The organism is Nostoc sp. DedVER02 (assembly GCF_034530675.2).
Classification (GTDB): Bacteria; Cyanobacteriota; Cyanobacteriia; order Cyanobacteriales; family Nostocaceae; genus Nostoc.
The window spans coordinates 112,871-127,450 of record NZ_JAVRCP020000021.1; the positions used below are offsets into that span (position 1 = coordinate 112,871).

General features: G+C 42.7%; 15 protein-coding genes. 5 read left to right on the forward strand and 10 right to left on the reverse strand.

Annotation, left to right across the window (positions count from 1 at the left end; all coding sequences use genetic code 11):
* Nucleotides 1-73: 73 nt before the first annotated feature.
* The 5 genes from RMZ41_RS20640 to RMZ41_RS20660 all read right to left on the reverse strand — a co-directional run bounded on the left by RMZ41_RS20640 (nt 74) and on the right by RMZ41_RS20660 (nt 5,716).
* Complete coding sequence (locus tag RMZ41_RS20640; RefSeq protein WP_322642275.1) at nt 74-1,282, reverse strand: FtsX-like permease family protein; 1,209 nt, start codon at nt 1,280-1,282, stop codon at nt 74-76.
* Nucleotides 1,279-2,367, reverse strand: coding sequence for an ABC exporter membrane fusion protein (locus RMZ41_RS20645; protein ID WP_322642274.1), 1,089 nt, complete (start codon nt 2,365-2,367; stop codon nt 1,279-1,281). Before RMZ41_RS20645 ends, RMZ41_RS20640 begins: the two co-directional genes overlap by 4 nt.
* Nucleotides 2,368-2,854: 487 nt before the next feature.
* A complete protein-coding gene (locus RMZ41_RS20650) occupies nt 2,855-3,622 on the reverse strand; it encodes a class I SAM-dependent methyltransferase (protein ID WP_322642273.1) in 768 nt (255 codons plus the stop codon).
* A gap of 34 nt (nt 3,623-3,656) precedes the next feature.
* A complete protein-coding gene (locus tag RMZ41_RS20655; protein WP_322642272.1) occupies nt 3,657-4,343 on the reverse strand; it encodes an SDR family NAD(P)-dependent oxidoreductase in 687 nt (228 codons plus the stop codon).
* Nucleotides 4,344-4,417: 74 nt separating this feature from the next.
* Nucleotides 4,418-5,716 carry an MFS transporter gene (locus RMZ41_RS20660; protein ID WP_322734336.1) on the reverse strand — a complete coding sequence of 433 codons (1,299 nt, stop codon included), beginning with the start codon at nt 5,714-5,716 and terminating at the stop codon, nt 4,418-4,420.
* 44 nt (nt 5,717-5,760) lie between these two features.
* On the opposite strand from RMZ41_RS20660, the gene RMZ41_RS20665 reads away from it, so the two are divergent.
* A complete protein-coding gene (locus tag RMZ41_RS20665) occupies nt 5,761-5,955 on the forward strand; it encodes a hypothetical protein (protein ID WP_322734335.1) in 195 nt (64 codons plus the stop codon).
* Between the two features lie 109 nt (nt 5,956-6,064).
* Here the strand turns inward: RMZ41_RS20665 and RMZ41_RS20670 are convergent, their stop codons facing one another.
* From RMZ41_RS20670 to trxA, 4 genes are all read right to left on the reverse strand, one after another.
* Nucleotides 6,065-6,730: a nitroreductase family protein gene (locus RMZ41_RS20670; protein ID WP_322643873.1), complete on the reverse strand. Its 666-nt coding sequence runs from the start codon at nt 6,728-6,730 to the stop codon at nt 6,065-6,067.
* A 208-nt stretch (nt 6,731-6,938) separates the two neighbouring features.
* The gene (locus RMZ41_RS20675; RefSeq protein ID WP_322643874.1) at nt 6,939-8,051 is read right to left on the reverse strand and encodes an alkene reductase; all 1,113 of its coding nucleotides are present in this window, start codon (nt 8,049-8,051) and stop codon (nt 6,939-6,941) included.
* Between the two features lie 280 nt (nt 8,052-8,331).
* Nucleotides 8,332-9,126, reverse strand: a complete 795-nt coding sequence (locus tag RMZ41_RS20680; RefSeq protein WP_409875673.1) for an SDR family NAD(P)-dependent oxidoreductase — start codon at nt 9,124-9,126, stop codon at nt 8,332-8,334.
* A gap of 143 nt (nt 9,127-9,269) precedes the next feature.
* On the reverse strand, nt 9,270-9,593 hold the full coding sequence (trxA, locus tag RMZ41_RS20685; RefSeq protein ID WP_012412473.1) for a thioredoxin: 324 nt from the start codon (nt 9,591-9,593) through the stop codon (nt 9,270-9,272).
* Between the two features lie 80 nt (nt 9,594-9,673).
* Here trxA and RMZ41_RS20690 point away from each other — a divergent pair, with 80 nt between their 5' ends.
* The 3 genes from RMZ41_RS20690 to RMZ41_RS20700 all read left to right on the forward strand — a co-directional run bounded on the left by RMZ41_RS20690 (nt 9,674) and on the right by RMZ41_RS20700 (nt 11,064).
* Nucleotides 9,674-10,024, forward strand: coding sequence for a helix-turn-helix transcriptional regulator (locus RMZ41_RS20690; RefSeq protein ID WP_322643876.1), 351 nt, complete (start codon nt 9,674-9,676; stop codon nt 10,022-10,024).
* Between the two features lie 244 nt (nt 10,025-10,268).
* Nucleotides 10,269-10,649 (forward strand): hypothetical protein, encoded by a 381-nt coding sequence (locus RMZ41_RS20695; protein WP_322643877.1) that lies wholly within the window; start codon nt 10,269-10,271, stop codon nt 10,647-10,649.
* A 1-nt stretch (nt 10,650) separates the two neighbouring features.
* Nucleotides 10,651-11,064 (forward strand): HNH endonuclease signature motif containing protein, encoded by a 414-nt coding sequence (locus tag RMZ41_RS20700; protein WP_322643878.1) that lies wholly within the window; start codon nt 10,651-10,653, stop codon nt 11,062-11,064.
* 20 nt (nt 11,065-11,084) lie between these two features.
* Here RMZ41_RS20700 and RMZ41_RS20705 read toward each other — a convergent pair whose 3' ends face one another.
* A complete protein-coding gene (locus tag RMZ41_RS20705; protein WP_322643879.1) occupies nt 11,085-12,326 on the reverse strand; it encodes a glycosyltransferase in 1,242 nt (413 codons plus the stop codon).
* A 173-nt stretch (nt 12,327-12,499) separates the two neighbouring features.
* Here RMZ41_RS20705 and shc point away from each other — a divergent pair, with 173 nt between their 5' ends.
* Nucleotides 12,500-14,410, forward strand: a complete 1,911-nt coding sequence (shc, locus tag RMZ41_RS20710) for a squalene--hopene cyclase (protein WP_322643880.1) — start codon at nt 12,500-12,502, stop codon at nt 14,408-14,410.
* Nucleotides 14,411-14,580 lie beyond the last annotated feature (170 nt).

The window sequence follows — 14,580 nt, forward strand, 5'->3', positions numbered from 1 at the left end:
TTTGATAAATAAATATCCTAACTTTAACAAACTATTTATATATTCTGGCTTCTGACTCCTGAGTGCTGAATTCTTACTTAAAAACATCGACTGGATCTGCATCTTTAACCTTTAGTAAGGAAAGCCCTGCTGATATTATGCAAATCATGCAGACTAATCCTAAAACAAATAATCCTGATTCTATAGTCATTTGAATAAATATTTTTGTAGTTCTAACGAGATAATCATAAGCTAGGCATGATATTATTGCACCTGGAATATATCCGGCAATAACCAAAAATATTGCCTCTTGAAAAACTATAGAAACTAAAGAGTTGTGGTTAAGGCCCAAAGCCTTTAACGTTGCATAATTGGCAAGATTATGCGTCACCTTTACATAAAGTATTTGGTATAAAATAAAAATACTAATAATGATAGCAATAATCAAAATAAACCGAAAGATGAAGCCCATCGGGGAGTTGCTTTCATGAAATATCTTTTCTCTAGCGATTAATTCGGATTTAGAAAATATTTTAATGTTTGCCGGAAGATATTTTCTTAATTCCTCAACAGTTTGCTTGATATTTGCATCTGAATTAGCATCTGGTTTTAATTTAATTAAGCCAGCATCTATTTTTGTCAGGCTCCGCCCAAATAATTGACTAAAAGTTGTTGGATTAATAATAAAACTAGCATCATAAGCATTATTAACTCCTAACTCAAAAAGTCCAACAATTCTAAGTTGTTGTAACGATCCATTAGCTCCTGCTAAAACTTCTGCCGATGAATTTCCTGTTTCGTTGAATTCGGTAATGATGGGACTAAATTCATTCCTGGCATTACGGTCAAATAAAGCAAATTTTTGCCTGTTTAGTTTTTCAATATTCTCTTTAAGTCCGGGTAAATTTAGTGTTTGTATATTAGAAGGAATGCCTATAACATTCACTCTAATCCGATAAAGAGATTGATTTCTGTCGTACCATTGGGTTGAAGTAATATAAAGTGGTGCGACAGATTCAACGTTTTTTAACGCTAGTGCTTGATATAAAGGTCTGGAGGAAAAAGTTACTGGTTGCAGTACAGTTGAAGAGAGAGAGCTAACTAAAACAATATCTGCATTAAAATTCAAAGGTAGTTGCAACGCCCCTTCTAAAAAGGCATTTCTCAGCCCAAGCTGCATGAAAATGAGAAACGTAATGCAAAAAATTCCCACAATTCCCGCTATAGTTTGATTGCGTTGATATCTCAATTGCAACCAAGCAATGGGAATTTTTTGAATTTCAATTATAAAACGTCGAATCATTCTTTAAGTCCTATTGATACATCAACTTTGAGATTTGTCATTCCTGCTACAACACGGCTATTTTCCCGATTCAGGAGAATTTTCACTTCTACCACATGAGCATCCACATCTGTTGCGGCATCTGTATCTAAAACATCGCGTTTACCAATTTCTAAACCCACTTGGGATACTTTTCCAAAGAGTGGTTTAGTGAGGCTGGGACTGGTAATTGTTGCTGTTTGGCCTAGATGTATTTTGGGGATATCTGTTTCGTAAACCTCTGCCACTACCACCATTTGCATCGTATTACCTAAACTCACGATGCCTTTCGTCCCCACCATTTCACCGGGAAAGGTTTGCACCTTAATGATTTGTCCAGTTCGGGGCGATCGCACCACACTTAAGGCCAATTCTGCCTGAGCCTGCACCACCTTTGCCTTTGCCTGCTTCACTTCTGCCAGAGACAACTGCACATCTACTGGACGCACTTCTGCCAAACTATTCAAAGAAGCACGGGCTTGATTCACCTGTCGTTGCGCCGCTTCCATCCCCAAGCGTTTGCTATCGTACTGAGAAGCCGAAACCGCTCCCTCGTGGTACAAACTGCGATACCGTGACTCCTCCATCTGAGCATTTTTCAATTCCGCTTCCAAACGAGCGATCGCTGCTTGTTGAGCTTGTAAATCTCCCTGTTTCGCCCCTGCTCGTACCTGCATTAATCGCGCTTGGGCTACTCTCACCTCTTCTAGCGCCATATTCACAGTTGCCAGACGACGAGTATAATTATCCAACACCGCAAGCGCTTGCCCCGCCTTCACCCAATCTCCTTGCTGCACACGTAGCTGTTGGATACGGGCTGATTCCGTTGAAGAAGGCGGAAACACTTGAATTACTTGTCCTTCAGGTTCCACACGCCCCAAAGCCGTCACCGCTTGCAGCACCACTGGAGTTGCAACCACTGGCTGGGGTTTAACTGCTTCACTCGTCCCCATCATCCGATATGCGATCGCCCCACTAAGCGCAATTCCTCCATAAAATACTGTACTCAAAAATACGGTTAATATAGTATTTTTACTATTGTCATTACGGGTAAATAAATGTGTCATAGTTATTTTTACTTAAAGTAGAAAACTATTGTTAGATATAGGATATAAGTCAACTTCACCTTGATAAAGTAAGAGAGAAAAGCATAAATTATCTAGTAAAGTTTTTATCCTTACAATATATATTGTTCCCATTTTTACTGCCAATCGCTATTTACTGACTTCTGCAAGAAACTGAGTCATATCGTCTTTGCTTGATTACTTCAGGACTTACGCAAAATACCTCTCAAACTCTTATTCCTCCGTGTTCTCTGTGCCTCTGTGGTTCGATTTTCCGTTACCTGTGCGTAAGTCCTATACTTATTAAACGCGAAGAACCCCACCCCGGTTTTGTCTAAAACTGGGGTGGGGTGACGTGGATCGTTTGTAATGCTAAGTGAGTAGACTCAATATCAAGCCCTTATAAGGGTTTCACCTTAAGTTGACACCAATGGTTGCGGTGCCATTGTGAAGCAATTGCTAATAAATCTATAACTATATATATACTTTTTCATAGCGGTGATTTGGCGATCGCTGCCCAAACTCTATGGTGAACCTGAAGGATTGGTGTAGGATATTGTGTTTCGAGTAATGTCGCCAATTCTTGATCAAATACTTCTACCTTTTCTGGTGTCAAGCTAGCTCCCACGCCAGCACTCGCCCGAATTCGTCCCCGCCAATCTTCGTGTGTATAAGATACAAATACATCGTAAGAAAATGTGCGGATGTCTCGGAACCCAACTTCGCCAATATCCTGTAGCCACAGGGGATGCAAGCCATTACCGCCAGCCATATCCCACGCTGGATTATGAGCCTTAATCAGTTGTTCTGTTGCTTCAACGACATTACCTTTTAAGGGTATCCAATCAAAATGTGCGATCGCAATTGAGCCATTTTTTCTCAATATCCGAGTAACTTCTTGGACAGCACGCGGACGATCAAACCAATGCCAACATTGTCCAGCAGTGACTACATCGGCACTTGCATCTGGTAACTCGGTATTTTCGGCAGTTGCGACTCGATAATCTACTTTGATTTGGGTTGATTCACTTAACTGTCTCGCTTGTTCTAAAAGTGATGCTGATGGATCTATGCCAATTACATAAGCACCTCTATCAGCAAAGCCCCGCGCTAGTGTTCCTGTTCCTGTACCAAGGTCAACAATATATTGTCCTGGTAAACCGATACCATATTCAGACAGTTTGTTAAATAATGAACTGGGAAAGCCCGCGCGATGTTTTGCGTAATCAACAGCAGTTGCACCAAAATCAATTTTCATACCTACAAAACCATTCTTGTAACAATAGTCTAGGCTAGAAGTTCTCTACCCAAGGACGTAGTTCTACTTCATAAGTCCAAGCACTACGGGGTTGGCGTAAAATGCTGAGATAAGTTTGAGCGATTGCATCTGGGTCAAGAGTACTATCAGGATTATCTAATGGATCTTGGCGAACTGCTGAACGAATTGCCCCATCAATTACAAAATGTGCCACATGAATATTCTTCGGCGCTAATTCTCTAGCAATACTCTGAGCCAAACCGCGCAGTGCAAATTTACCCATTGCAAAGGGAGCAGACTGGGCATAACCCTTAACACTCGCTGAGGCTCCAGTAAAAAATATAGCACCACCAAGCTGCAAAAACCTTTTGGTAGCAGCTTGAGCGACAAGAAAGCCACCATAAGCCGTTACATCTAAAGTTTTTGCTACCTCAGCAGCGTCTAAATCAACAAGAGGCCCCCGCACCCGGTAACTGGGATTGTAAACGACAACATTTGGGGAACCAATTTTATGATCGATATCAATAAATAATTGTTCTACTTCATCTGGCTTTGAAACATCAGCAGCAAAACTAACTGCGCCAATTTCGTTGCTTAATTGAGCAAGTTTTTCAATTTGACGAGCCGCTAAAGCTACGGTGAATCCTTCTTTGGCAAATAAACGAGCTAAAGAAGCGCTCAATCCACTACCTGCACCGACAATTAAAGCTGTTGTTGCCATATTTTAAACCTGTAGTGCTTATTCTGCCTAGCTTAGAGTTTTTTTAAGTAGTATGCGATTAAAACATTCATAGATTAAGAATTGAGCGTAACTGAAGATTGCTGTGAATTGTCCTTAGTAGGAGTTTGGCCAATTTGCAGTACACCAACTGCGGCAATCAGACAGAGAATGCCTGATAAAATAAACGCTTGTAAATAACTACCCGTCCAAGTTCTCAATACTCCGGCTCCGAATGCTGCTGTGGCTGCACCAAGCTGATGTCCTGCGACAATCCAACCAAACATTACGCCGACATTTTCTTTACCAAAGGCATTGGCAACAAGGCGGACTGTGGGTGGTACGGTAGCAATCCAATCAAGTCCATAGAAGACGGCGAAAATGGAAAGCCCATAGAAGGAAAAGTTGAAACTGAAGGGCAAGAAAATCAAAGATAAACCCCGTAGCCCGTAGTACCAGCACAACAAGTAGCGATTGTTCCATCGGTCAGATAGCCAACCGGACATAGTAGTTCCAAAAAAATCGAATAGTCCCATGATTGCCAAAAGTCCCGCAGCCTTGACTTCTGGGATACCGTGGTCAATACAAGCGGGAATTAGATGAGTTCCAATTAACCCATTGGTGCTAGCGCCACAGATAAAAAAGCTACCAAATAACAACCAGAAATCGCGCTTATGCATTCCTAGCCAGAGAGCGTTGAGCGTAGAAGCGATGGAATTTGCTCTAGGCTGTGATGTTTCTACAGTTTCGCTGTTGTCGCCAAAAGGTCGCAAACCAACATCCACCGGACGATCGCGCATAAAGACTGCGATCGCTGGAATAATTAAAAGTGCAGCACCAGTCAGAGTCAGAGCAGCAGTTCGCCATCCAAAGCGATCGGATATTGAGGCCAGTATGGGCAAAAACACTAGTTGTCCCGTGGCTGTGCTGGCGGTTAAGATGCCCAGAACTAGACCCCGCTTCTCAAAAAACCAGCGATTGACAACAATCGCCCCCAAAACCAGAGCAATAACTCCGCTACCACAACCGACAACTACACCCCACAGCAAAACTAGCTGCCAAGATGCTGACATCACAGTGGTTAAACCGACACCGAGAGCAATGATAGCAAGTGAGAATACCATCATTCGGCGAATGCCGATTCGCTCCATAACTGTGGCAGCAAAAGGGCCAATCAATCCGTAAAGTACTAAGTTAATGGAGATTGCTAAAGATATAGTTGCTCTACTCCAGCCAAACTCCTGTTCGAGAGGGACTATAAAAACTCCGGGAGCAGAGCGAATTCCGGCTGCAACCAGCAAGGCTAGGAAGGTTAAGCCCGCTACAATCCAGCCATAATGGAACGAACGACGCGCTAGAAAGGAGGATAGGGACATGATGAGTAGGGAGTAGTGGCAATAAGTTCGGTTAAGGTTTTTTGATGAAAATTATACATCGCAAAGACGCGATAAATTATTATAAAGACGCGATAAATCGCCGTCTCTACAAAGGACTGATCGTTGTAGAGACGGCGATTCATCGCGTCTCTTGCCTTAACCGAATAGTATTAGGAATGGTGGAGCAGAAATCAATATCTATAATTTATCGAGTAGGTATAAATGGGACTCGTGAATGACTATTAAAGACTCATTCACAAGTCCTTGAGCTTCGTCGATGAGCTTTTGAACTCCATTAATGAGGCTCAGAACTCGATACCTCTTCCTTTATGCCCAATTTAAGGAAAGCTACCCTACATAAGGATTACCGATTCTATCCACAGAGACGTTATGGGAGAATGGCAAACGGCCTGGATTTAAGCGTGGTTCTGCTGCATAGCCGACAGGAACAACAACAGCGATCGCTAAATCTGGATTATCCCCAGCACCAATCACTTGTTTTACCTGATCCTCAACCCAACCGTTCATAAAACAAGTGGATAATCCCAAACTTTCTGCTGCTAACACCAAATGGGTAGCGGCAATAATGGCATCTTTGATCGCATATTCGCGTCGCTTCTCGCCTAATCCAGCTTGAAATTGCGGGACGGCGGTTTTAAAGTAGTTTATCGTGCCTTCATTCCATGCTCCAGTTTCGGCTGCCTGCTCTATAATTAGAGTCAAGTTTTGTTCGGTTGCGTTAGGATCGGCAGCAAAAACAAAGGTAACAGGTGCTTGAATAATTTGCTGTTGATTAAAAGATGCGGCTGAGAGTGCTGCTTTTTGCGCCTCATCTTGCACAAGAATAATTTGCCAGTCTTGGATGTTATAGCTACTGGGCGCTGCCACAGTTAATTCTACCAGCTGCTTGAGCAGTTCTGGGGTAATGGGGTCTGTTTTAAAAGTTTTGATTGAACGGCGTTGAGCGATCGCACTAGGTACATCTAAAGCTTGGGTTTGGGTGATTGAACTCATGAAATTCTCCTGATGGTTAAGTTTTGATCAAATCATTTTTAATGAGGTTTGCAGACTCACTACCGTAATTAGGATACAAGCGAATATATTTATTTATGAAACCAAAATAAATATTATTCCTTGTTTCAAAACAAACAACTTACCTATACCCCACGCAAAAAAACAATCGTGATGTCATAATTACGAATTACAAATTACGAATTACGAATTATGCCTTAGCTACCGCCTCATTAGCAGTTGCCAAAAATGGATAGTCTGTATATCCTTTTTCACCACCACCATAAAAGGTTGCTTGATTCGCTTGATTTAGTGGTGCATTTAAAGCCAAGCGTCGGGGTAAATCTGGATTGGATATAAATAATGTGCCAAAGGCAACTAAATCTGCTGCTTTGCTTGCCAGCACTGCATCGCCTTTTTCACGAGTATAACCACCATTGACGATGAGTGTACCTGTAAAGCGATCGCGGATATGACTGGTGGGTACAATTATTCCGCCATGTCTAATGTCTGCTTCTGTGGCTTCATAAATATGCAGATATGCCAAATTAAACTGGTTTAAAGCTTGAGCCGCATAACCAAATGTCTCCAACGGATTGGAATCACCTATATCGTTAAAAGTCCCACTGGGAGAGAAGCGTACCCCGACTCGGTTAGAATCCCACACACTAGTTACTGCTTCTGTCACTTCTAACAGTAGTCGGGTGCGATTCTCAATGGAACCCCCATATTTATCTGTACGTTGATTGGTGCGATCGCGGAGAAATTGATCTAGTAAATAACCATTAGCTGAGTGAATTTCTACCCCATCAAACCCAGCTGCTAGAGCATTTGCCGCTCCCTGACGATACTGTTCTACTATGTGTGGTATTTCTGAAGTTTCTAAAGCACGGGGAGTAACATAAGGTTTTGGCCCCTCATAAGTTGAAGCTTCACCTTTAGGAGCAATGGCAGAAGGTGCCACAGGTAAAGCTCCATTTGGTTGTAAGTCAGGATGAGAAATCCTGCCTACATGCCATAGTTGCAGAAAAATTCTTCCTCCCTCCCGATGCACAGCATCGGTTACTAACTTCCATCCTTCCACCTGTTCTGGTGAATGAATTCCTGGCGTAGCAGGATAGCCCTGTCCTTCAGGAGTTACCTGTGTTGCTTCAGCTATAATCAGTCCGGCGGAAGCACGTTGAGCGTAGTAGGTAGCATTAAGTTGGTGTGGTACGTTTCCCTGGCTTGCTCTGTTTCGGGTTAAGGGTGCCATCACAATCCGATTAGGGAGTTCGAGATTACCTAATTGGTAAGGAGAAAATAAGTTAATATCACTAGTCATGTCATTTTGCTCCAATTCAAAATTTAAAGTTCAAAATTCAGAACCTTATAGCTGAGAAATAAAGGGAACAAGGACAGGGTTATTCTATTTTCATTTAGCCCGCCTCACAACAAATTCTCAGTCTAATCGTGAAAGTATCTAATGACCACTAAGAAAAGGTTATTGTCTGTCTGAAGGTATTCAAAAACTTTAGTTATAGACAGTTTATGTCTATAAAAAAATAGTCTTGAAAACAAGAAAAAAGTCTTCCCAATAGCTAATTCTGCGTACAGTCTATTCACTAAACAATCGATCGAATAACACCACCATCTACCCGCAAAGCTGCACCATTAGTTGCTGAAGCTAAGGGGCTAGAAAGGTAAACTACGATCGCTGCTACTTCTTCGTTAGTTGCAAAGCGTTTGATTAGAGAACTTGGACGCACATTTTGAAAAAACTCAGCCTCGACTTCAGCACGATCAATACCGCGTTCCTGCGCCAGGTTGCTGATAAACTCTTCAACTCCTTCTGAGCGGGTTGGCCCTGGTAGAACGGAGTTTACCGTGACTCCAGTCCCGATAGTCATTTCTGCTAGACCTCTGGCAATAGCAAGCTGGGCTGTTTTAGTTGTACCGTAGTGAATCATTTCCACTGGAATTTGGATAGCAGATTCACTTGAGATAAAAATTATCCGCCCCCAGTTTTGCTCTAGCTGCTTTTGCAGATATTGCCGACTCAAACGGACTCCACTGAGGACGTTAACCTCAAATATCCTTAACCAGTCTTCATCTGTAATATCAAAGAAGGTTTTTGGTTCATAAATACCGACATTGTTTATCAAAATATCAACGTGAGGAACTTTTTGCAAAAGTTGCTCTACCCCTGATGCAGTAGCTGCGTCTGCAACAACACCAGTCAATTTCGCGTCGGGTATGGTTTGTTGAATTTTGGCGATCGCTTGGGTTACTCTTTCCTCAGACCGACCGTTGATAATTACTGATGCACCTTCTTGAGCTAGCGCTTGGGCGATCGCAAAACCAATACCTGCGGTTGAGCCACTCACCAGCGCGGATTTACCATGCAATTTCAAGTCCATTTGCTCTTTCCCCGTTAGTTGAAACAGATGCTCTGGGACTGGGGACTGGAGAGCAGCGGAGCAGAGGGGAAATAACCAATGTCCGATGCCCCATGCCCAATGCCCAATGCCCAATGCCCAATTCCCCATACCCTTAACTTAGATTAAAGATGCTGTGCTAAGGTTTTATTCAAGGTAGTTTTTGGAACTGCCCCTACGACAGTATCGACCTGGCGACCTCCTTTAAAAACCATCAGCGTCGGAATGCTGCGAATTCCATAATGGCTAGCGACAGTAGGGTTCTGATCTGTGTTCAGCTTCACAAATTTCACCTGTCCTTCGTATTCCGCAGCAACTTCATCGACTACTGGGCCTACCATCCGGCAAGGGCCGCACCACGGGGCCCAAAAGTCTACTAAGACCGGAATTTCACTTTCTAAGACTTCTTGCTTGAATGTGGCTTCTGTGACATTTGTAATGGATGACATAAATTGCCTTCCTAATTAATTCTATAATTCGATAATATCGAATAATCAAAATATATGCCACTTGATGAGATAATGCAACTATGAGATTTCTTTATCATCCAGATAGAAAAAATATTTCGTTACCGGGAGTGTTGTATGCATTGGGCGATCCAGTGCGGCTAGAGATTGTGCGCCTGCTGGCGACTGAGGGTGAACAATGCTGTGCCCAGTTTGATTTTGCGATCGCTAAGTCTACTATGTCAAATCATTTTAAGATTTTGCGGGAGTCTGGGATAGTTTTTACACGTAAAGAAGGGACACATCACATTAACATCCTGCGGCGTGAAGATTTAGAGATGCTGTTTCCAGGTTTGCTGGATGCAGTATTAAAAGCCGCTCAACCATTGCCCGTTAGTCCTGCGAGTGATAAACAAACGGCTTCAAGGAATTAGGAATGGGGAATGGGGAATGGGGCATTGGGAATGGGGCATTGGATAACGCTATCTGTTTAAGAATCTTCTTGTTTTTTAATTTGTGTTTCTAAATCAAGAGGCTATTTGTCGCCGTCTTTACAATAATCAGTCCTTCGTAGAGACAACGATTTATCGTATCTCCTCCTTTAACCGAACCGTATTGAGCTATTATTAGCATAAAATGTATATTCTCTAAGAGTGCAAAATTCGAACAAAAGCACCAATGGCAGAATTCACTATTCAAATTCCCGATGAACTAGCTCAACGTTTAGAACCTCTGCAAAATCGCTTACCCGAATTGCTTTGGAGGTTAGTAGACGTAGTTAATCTACCAATAATCATTCAGCCAACAGTCAACCCTGAGACTACAAATATTCCAGCAGTTTATCAAGAAGTTATTGATTTTTTAATTAAAGGGCCAAAACCAGAAGAAATTATTAATTTTAAAGTTTCATTTCAATCTCAAACACGTCTACAAGAATTACTGGAAAAAAATCGCTCTGCAACATTGAGTCAAATTGAATTAGCAGAATTAGATGTTTACGAGCAACTAGAACAAATGATGATTTTATTAAAAGCACGGGCTTATTCTGCAATCAGCTAACATGACTTCTAATTCGATTTCTGTGGAACTCCGTAGGTTAGTGATTCAGAGGGCTTCAGCACGCTGTGAATATTGCCGAATCCATCAAAACTTTTCTATTTATACCCATGAAGTAGACCATATTATTGCCGTCAAACATGGGGGTGAAACTACTGCTGATAATTTGGCACTTTCATGTTTATCTTGTAACCGTCATAAAGGCTCTGATTTCGCTACTATAGACCAATTTACTCAAGAAATTGTCCCATTGTTTAATCCGCGTAGCCTGGTTTGGGATGAACATTTTTATTTTGAAAATGCCAGAATAGAAGGAAAAACTCAGATTGGTCAAGGGACTGCAAGGTTACTTCACTTTAATCTTCCCAATCGGGTGCTTTCTCGACAAGTGTTGATAAGTCAAGGACAATACCCCTAGATGTAAACTTAAGAAATTTTTTAAGGGCTAGGATAAACTCTTCCTTTCCAAGCACCGCCGCGTCCTTGCCAGTGACGGAGTGCTGAGTCTAGAGTCATCAGGGTATAGAGAAACGCGATCGCAGGTAAACTAAATGCTAACCAAGGAGAACATTTATAAAAGCGGATTGTCGGGTAGTAAGCGAAAGTCATCAACAGCCATCCTAATAAACCCGTAAGTGCGATCGCCCAACTACCCCAAACTGCACCTAGAATTACACATACAGGTGGAACTAGATAAATTAGAGGCATTCCCAGCAAAGTGCCCAAGAGTAGTAATGGAGAATAATTTAGTTGAGTATAGGCAGTACGAGCAACCATATCCCAAATTGTCGCTAGCGAATCATAAGGACGAAGGCTGCGAGTCAAGCTACTCAATCCCAGCCAGATACGCCCTTGGCTAGGGATTGGGGATTGGGAATTGGGAATTGGGAATTGGGAAAACTCTTTCCCAGTCCCCAGTCCCCAGTCCCCAGTCCCTCTTTTAACAGCTTGAGCTAGGGCACAATCATCAATTAAGGCTTGGCGAATCACTTGAATACCTCCGATTCGCTCTAAAGCTTCACGGGCGATCAAAATAGATCCCCCAGCTGCGGCGGCTGTGGAATTTTTGGGATTATTCACCCAGCGAAAGGGATAGAGTTTTTGGAAGAAAAACACGAAAGCCGGAATCAAAAGTTTTTCCCAAAAGCTGTCACACCTGAGTCGCACCATTACCGAAACCATGTCTAAATCTTCTTGGACAGCTTTCGCAACGAGTCGGCGGAGATTACTAGGATCGTGTTCGATATCTGCGTCGGTCAGTAAAAAATAATCGGGTGCGAATTTACTAGCGCTTTTTATACCTTGCTCAACTGCCCAAAGTTTGCCCGACCAACCAACAGGCAGTGATTCGCCTGAAATAATATGCAATTGCTGAGGTTTACCTACAGCGTGTGCAACCCCTTCGGCAAAATTTGCTGTACCGTCTGTACTGCGATCGTCTACCAAAAACACGTTGAAAGAACCAGGATAATCTTGGAGTAGGAGCGATCGCAACGTAGTTGGTATCAATTCAGCTTCGTTACGGGCTGGAACCACCGCACAAACCACAGGTAACGATTGTAGTTGAGTTCCTGTAACCTCTAATTGCTGGTCTGTCCGCCAAAATTGTCCCCAAAAACACAGTAATACTAACCAAATTGTCAAGGATAACAGCATAAATCCTAATACAATTACACCCATGACCGTCGCTTCGCTCCAATTCAAAATTCAAAATTCAAAATTCAAAAAAAGAATGAGCTATTGCAAATTCTCAGTGACTCAGACACAATACTATGTCTACCAATAAAGGAAAAATTTTTCATAGTATTACCGTATTCATAATTAGTGTTGAGTGTGAGGTTAGATAGGATTTGATGCAAACACAAGACAGGGTAAAAGTCAACCAAATTGCAGAAGCGATCGCAGCCAGCCAACAATATTTACTTTCGATACAAAATCCGGCAGGTTACTGGTGGGCAGAATTAGAATCCAATGTCACCATCACTGCTGAAACCGTTCTTTTGCATAAGATTTGGGGAACAGACCAAACTAGACCTTTGCACAAAGTTGAAGCATATCTGCGTCAACAGCAACGGCAGCATGGCGGCTGGGAACTTTATTACGGTGATGGCGGAGAACTTAGCACTTCAGTTGAAGCTTACATGGCGCTGAGACTGCTAGGTGTACCTGCAAGCGATCCGGCGATGATTCGGGCAAAAGCTTTTATTCTCAAACGGGGCGGTATCAGCAAAACTCGGATTTTTACCAAGTTGCACTTAGCTTTGATTGGCTGCTACAACTGGCGCGGTATTCCCTCGCTACCGCCTTGGGTGATGCTGTTGCCCAAAGCTTTCCCAGTTAACATCTATGAAATGTCTAGCTGGGCACGTTCCAGCACAGTACCATTACTGATTGTATGCGATCGCAAACCTGTTTTTATCACTGACCCAACTATCAACCTAGATGAGCTATACGCTGAAGGTGTCGATCGAGTCCGGTGGGAATTACCTGAAAGTGGCGATTGGACAGATTTATTCCTCACGCTCGATCGAGGCTTCAAGTTGGCAGAAAGTCTAAATTTAGTACCTTTCCGCGAAGAAGGTATCAAAGCCGCCGAAAAATGGATTTTAGAACGGCAAGAAGCGACAGGCGACTGGGGCGGGATTATTCCGGCGATGTTGAATTCAATGCTAGCTTTGCGCTGTCTAAATTATGACCAAAGCGACCCTATTGTGGAACGAGGTTTGCAAGCAATTGATAACTTTGCCATTGAAACAGAGGATAGTTACCGGGTACAACCTTGTGTTTCACCCGTCTGGGATACAGCTTGGGCGATGCGTGCTTTGGTAGAATCTGGTTTTGCAGCAGATGATCCGGCTGTGGTAAAAGCTGGCGAATGGTTGTTGCAAAAACAAATATTAGATTACGGTGATTGGGCTGTCAAAAATCGCCAGGGAAAACCAGGTGCTTGGGCTTTCGAGTTTGACAATCGCTTTTATCCTGATGTAGACGACTCAGCAGTGGTGGTGATGGCACTACATTTAGCGAAACTCCCCAATGAAGAAATCAAGCAGGCTGCGATCGCACGAGCGGTAAACTGGATTGCATCTATGCAATGTAAACCAGGTGGTTGGGCTGCTTTTGATTTGGATAACGATCAAGATTGGCTCAACTCTATTCCTTATGGCGACTTGAAAGCGATGATCGATCCAAACACCGCAGATGTTACGGCTAGAGTCGTAGAAATGCTTGGTGCTTGTGATTTATCAATTGATAGTGATAATTTAGAGCGATCGCTTAGTTATCTTTTACGCGAACAAGAAACCGAAGGCTGTTGGTTTGGTCGTTGGGGTGTAAATTATATTTACGGTACTAGTGGCGTTTTGTCAGCTTTAGCATTGATTAATCCTCAAAAGCATAAAGTCAGTATAGAAAGAGGAGCAGCTTGGTTAGTGGGATGTCAAAACCCCGATGGTGGTTGGGGTGAGACTTGCCGCAGCTATGACGATCCTAGTCTTAAAGGAAAAGGAGATAGTACTGCATCTCAAACCGCTTGGGCAATAATAGGGTTGATAGCAGCAGGTGAAGCAACTGGTAACTTAGCTCTTGAGGCTATTGAACAAGGAATTGGTTATCTAGTTGCAACTCAAAAACCTGATGGTACTTGGTTTGAGGCGGACTTTACTGGGACTGGCTTCCCTTGCCATTTTTATCTCAAATATCATCTGTATCAACAATACTTTCCTTTAATCGCGCTAGGTCGCTATCAAGCAGTTTTGCGATAGTCGAAGGACGTAGGGGAGGCGAGTAATATTCAAAGCCTCTCTCTGCATTAGCTATCATGTACACACAAGTTTTTTAGAGTTGCTGCGTAACAACATAGAGTAAGCTAATTTTTACAGGTCGATGCAATGGCATTGCAGGTCGATGCAATGGCATAACAAGTCGATGAGTC

What these genes read in the sequence shown, in the direction of transcription:
- RMZ41_RS20680 (WP_409875673.1), bottom strand. Translation starts at nt 9,126, where the DNA reads ATGGACTTGAAATTGCATGGTAAATCCGCGCTGGTGAGTGGCTCAACC.
- RMZ41_RS20675 (WP_322643874.1), bottom strand. Translation starts at nt 8,051, where the DNA reads ATGACTAGTGATATTAACTTATTTTCTCCTTACCAATTAGGTAATCTC.
- RMZ41_RS20650 (WP_322642273.1), bottom strand. Translation starts at nt 3,622, where the DNA reads ATGAAAATTGATTTTGGTGCAACTGCTGTTGATTACGCAAAACATCGC.
- RMZ41_RS20700 (WP_322643878.1), top strand. Translation starts at nt 10,651, where the DNA reads ATGACTTCTAATTCGATTTCTGTGGAACTCCGTAGGTTAGTGATTCAG.
- trxA (WP_012412473.1), bottom strand. Translation starts at nt 9,593, where the DNA reads ATGTCATCCATTACAAATGTCACAGAAGCCACATTCAAGCAAGAAGTC.
- RMZ41_RS20660 (WP_322734336.1), bottom strand. Translation starts at nt 5,716, where the DNA reads ATGTCCCTATCCTCCTTTCTAGCGCGTCGTTCGTTCCATTATGGCTGG.
- shc (WP_322643880.1), top strand. Translation starts at nt 12,500, where the DNA reads ATGCAAACACAAGACAGGGTAAAAGTCAACCAAATTGCAGAAGCGATC.
- RMZ41_RS20640 (WP_322642275.1), bottom strand. Translation starts at nt 1,282, where the DNA reads ATGATTCGACGTTTTATAATTGAAATTCAAAAAATTCCCATTGCTTGG.
- RMZ41_RS20670 (WP_322643873.1), bottom strand. Translation starts at nt 6,730, where the DNA reads ATGAGTTCAATCACCCAAACCCAAGCTTTAGATGTACCTAGTGCGATC.
- RMZ41_RS20690 (WP_322643876.1), top strand. Translation starts at nt 9,674, where the DNA reads ATGAGATTTCTTTATCATCCAGATAGAAAAAATATTTCGTTACCGGGA.
- RMZ41_RS20655 (WP_322642272.1), bottom strand. Translation starts at nt 4,343, where the DNA reads ATGGCAACAACAGCTTTAATTGTCGGTGCAGGTAGTGGATTGAGCGCT.
- RMZ41_RS20705 (WP_322643879.1), bottom strand. Translation starts at nt 12,326, where the DNA reads ATGGGTGTAATTGTATTAGGATTTATGCTGTTATCCTTGACAATTTGG.
- RMZ41_RS20695 (WP_322643877.1), top strand. Translation starts at nt 10,269, where the DNA reads ATGGCAGAATTCACTATTCAAATTCCCGATGAACTAGCTCAACGTTTA.
- RMZ41_RS20645 (WP_322642274.1), bottom strand. Translation starts at nt 2,367, where the DNA reads ATGACACATTTATTTACCCGTAATGACAATAGTAAAAATACTATATTA.
- RMZ41_RS20665 (WP_322734335.1), top strand. Translation starts at nt 5,761, where the DNA reads ATGAAAATTATACATCGCAAAGACGCGATAAATTATTATAAAGACGCG.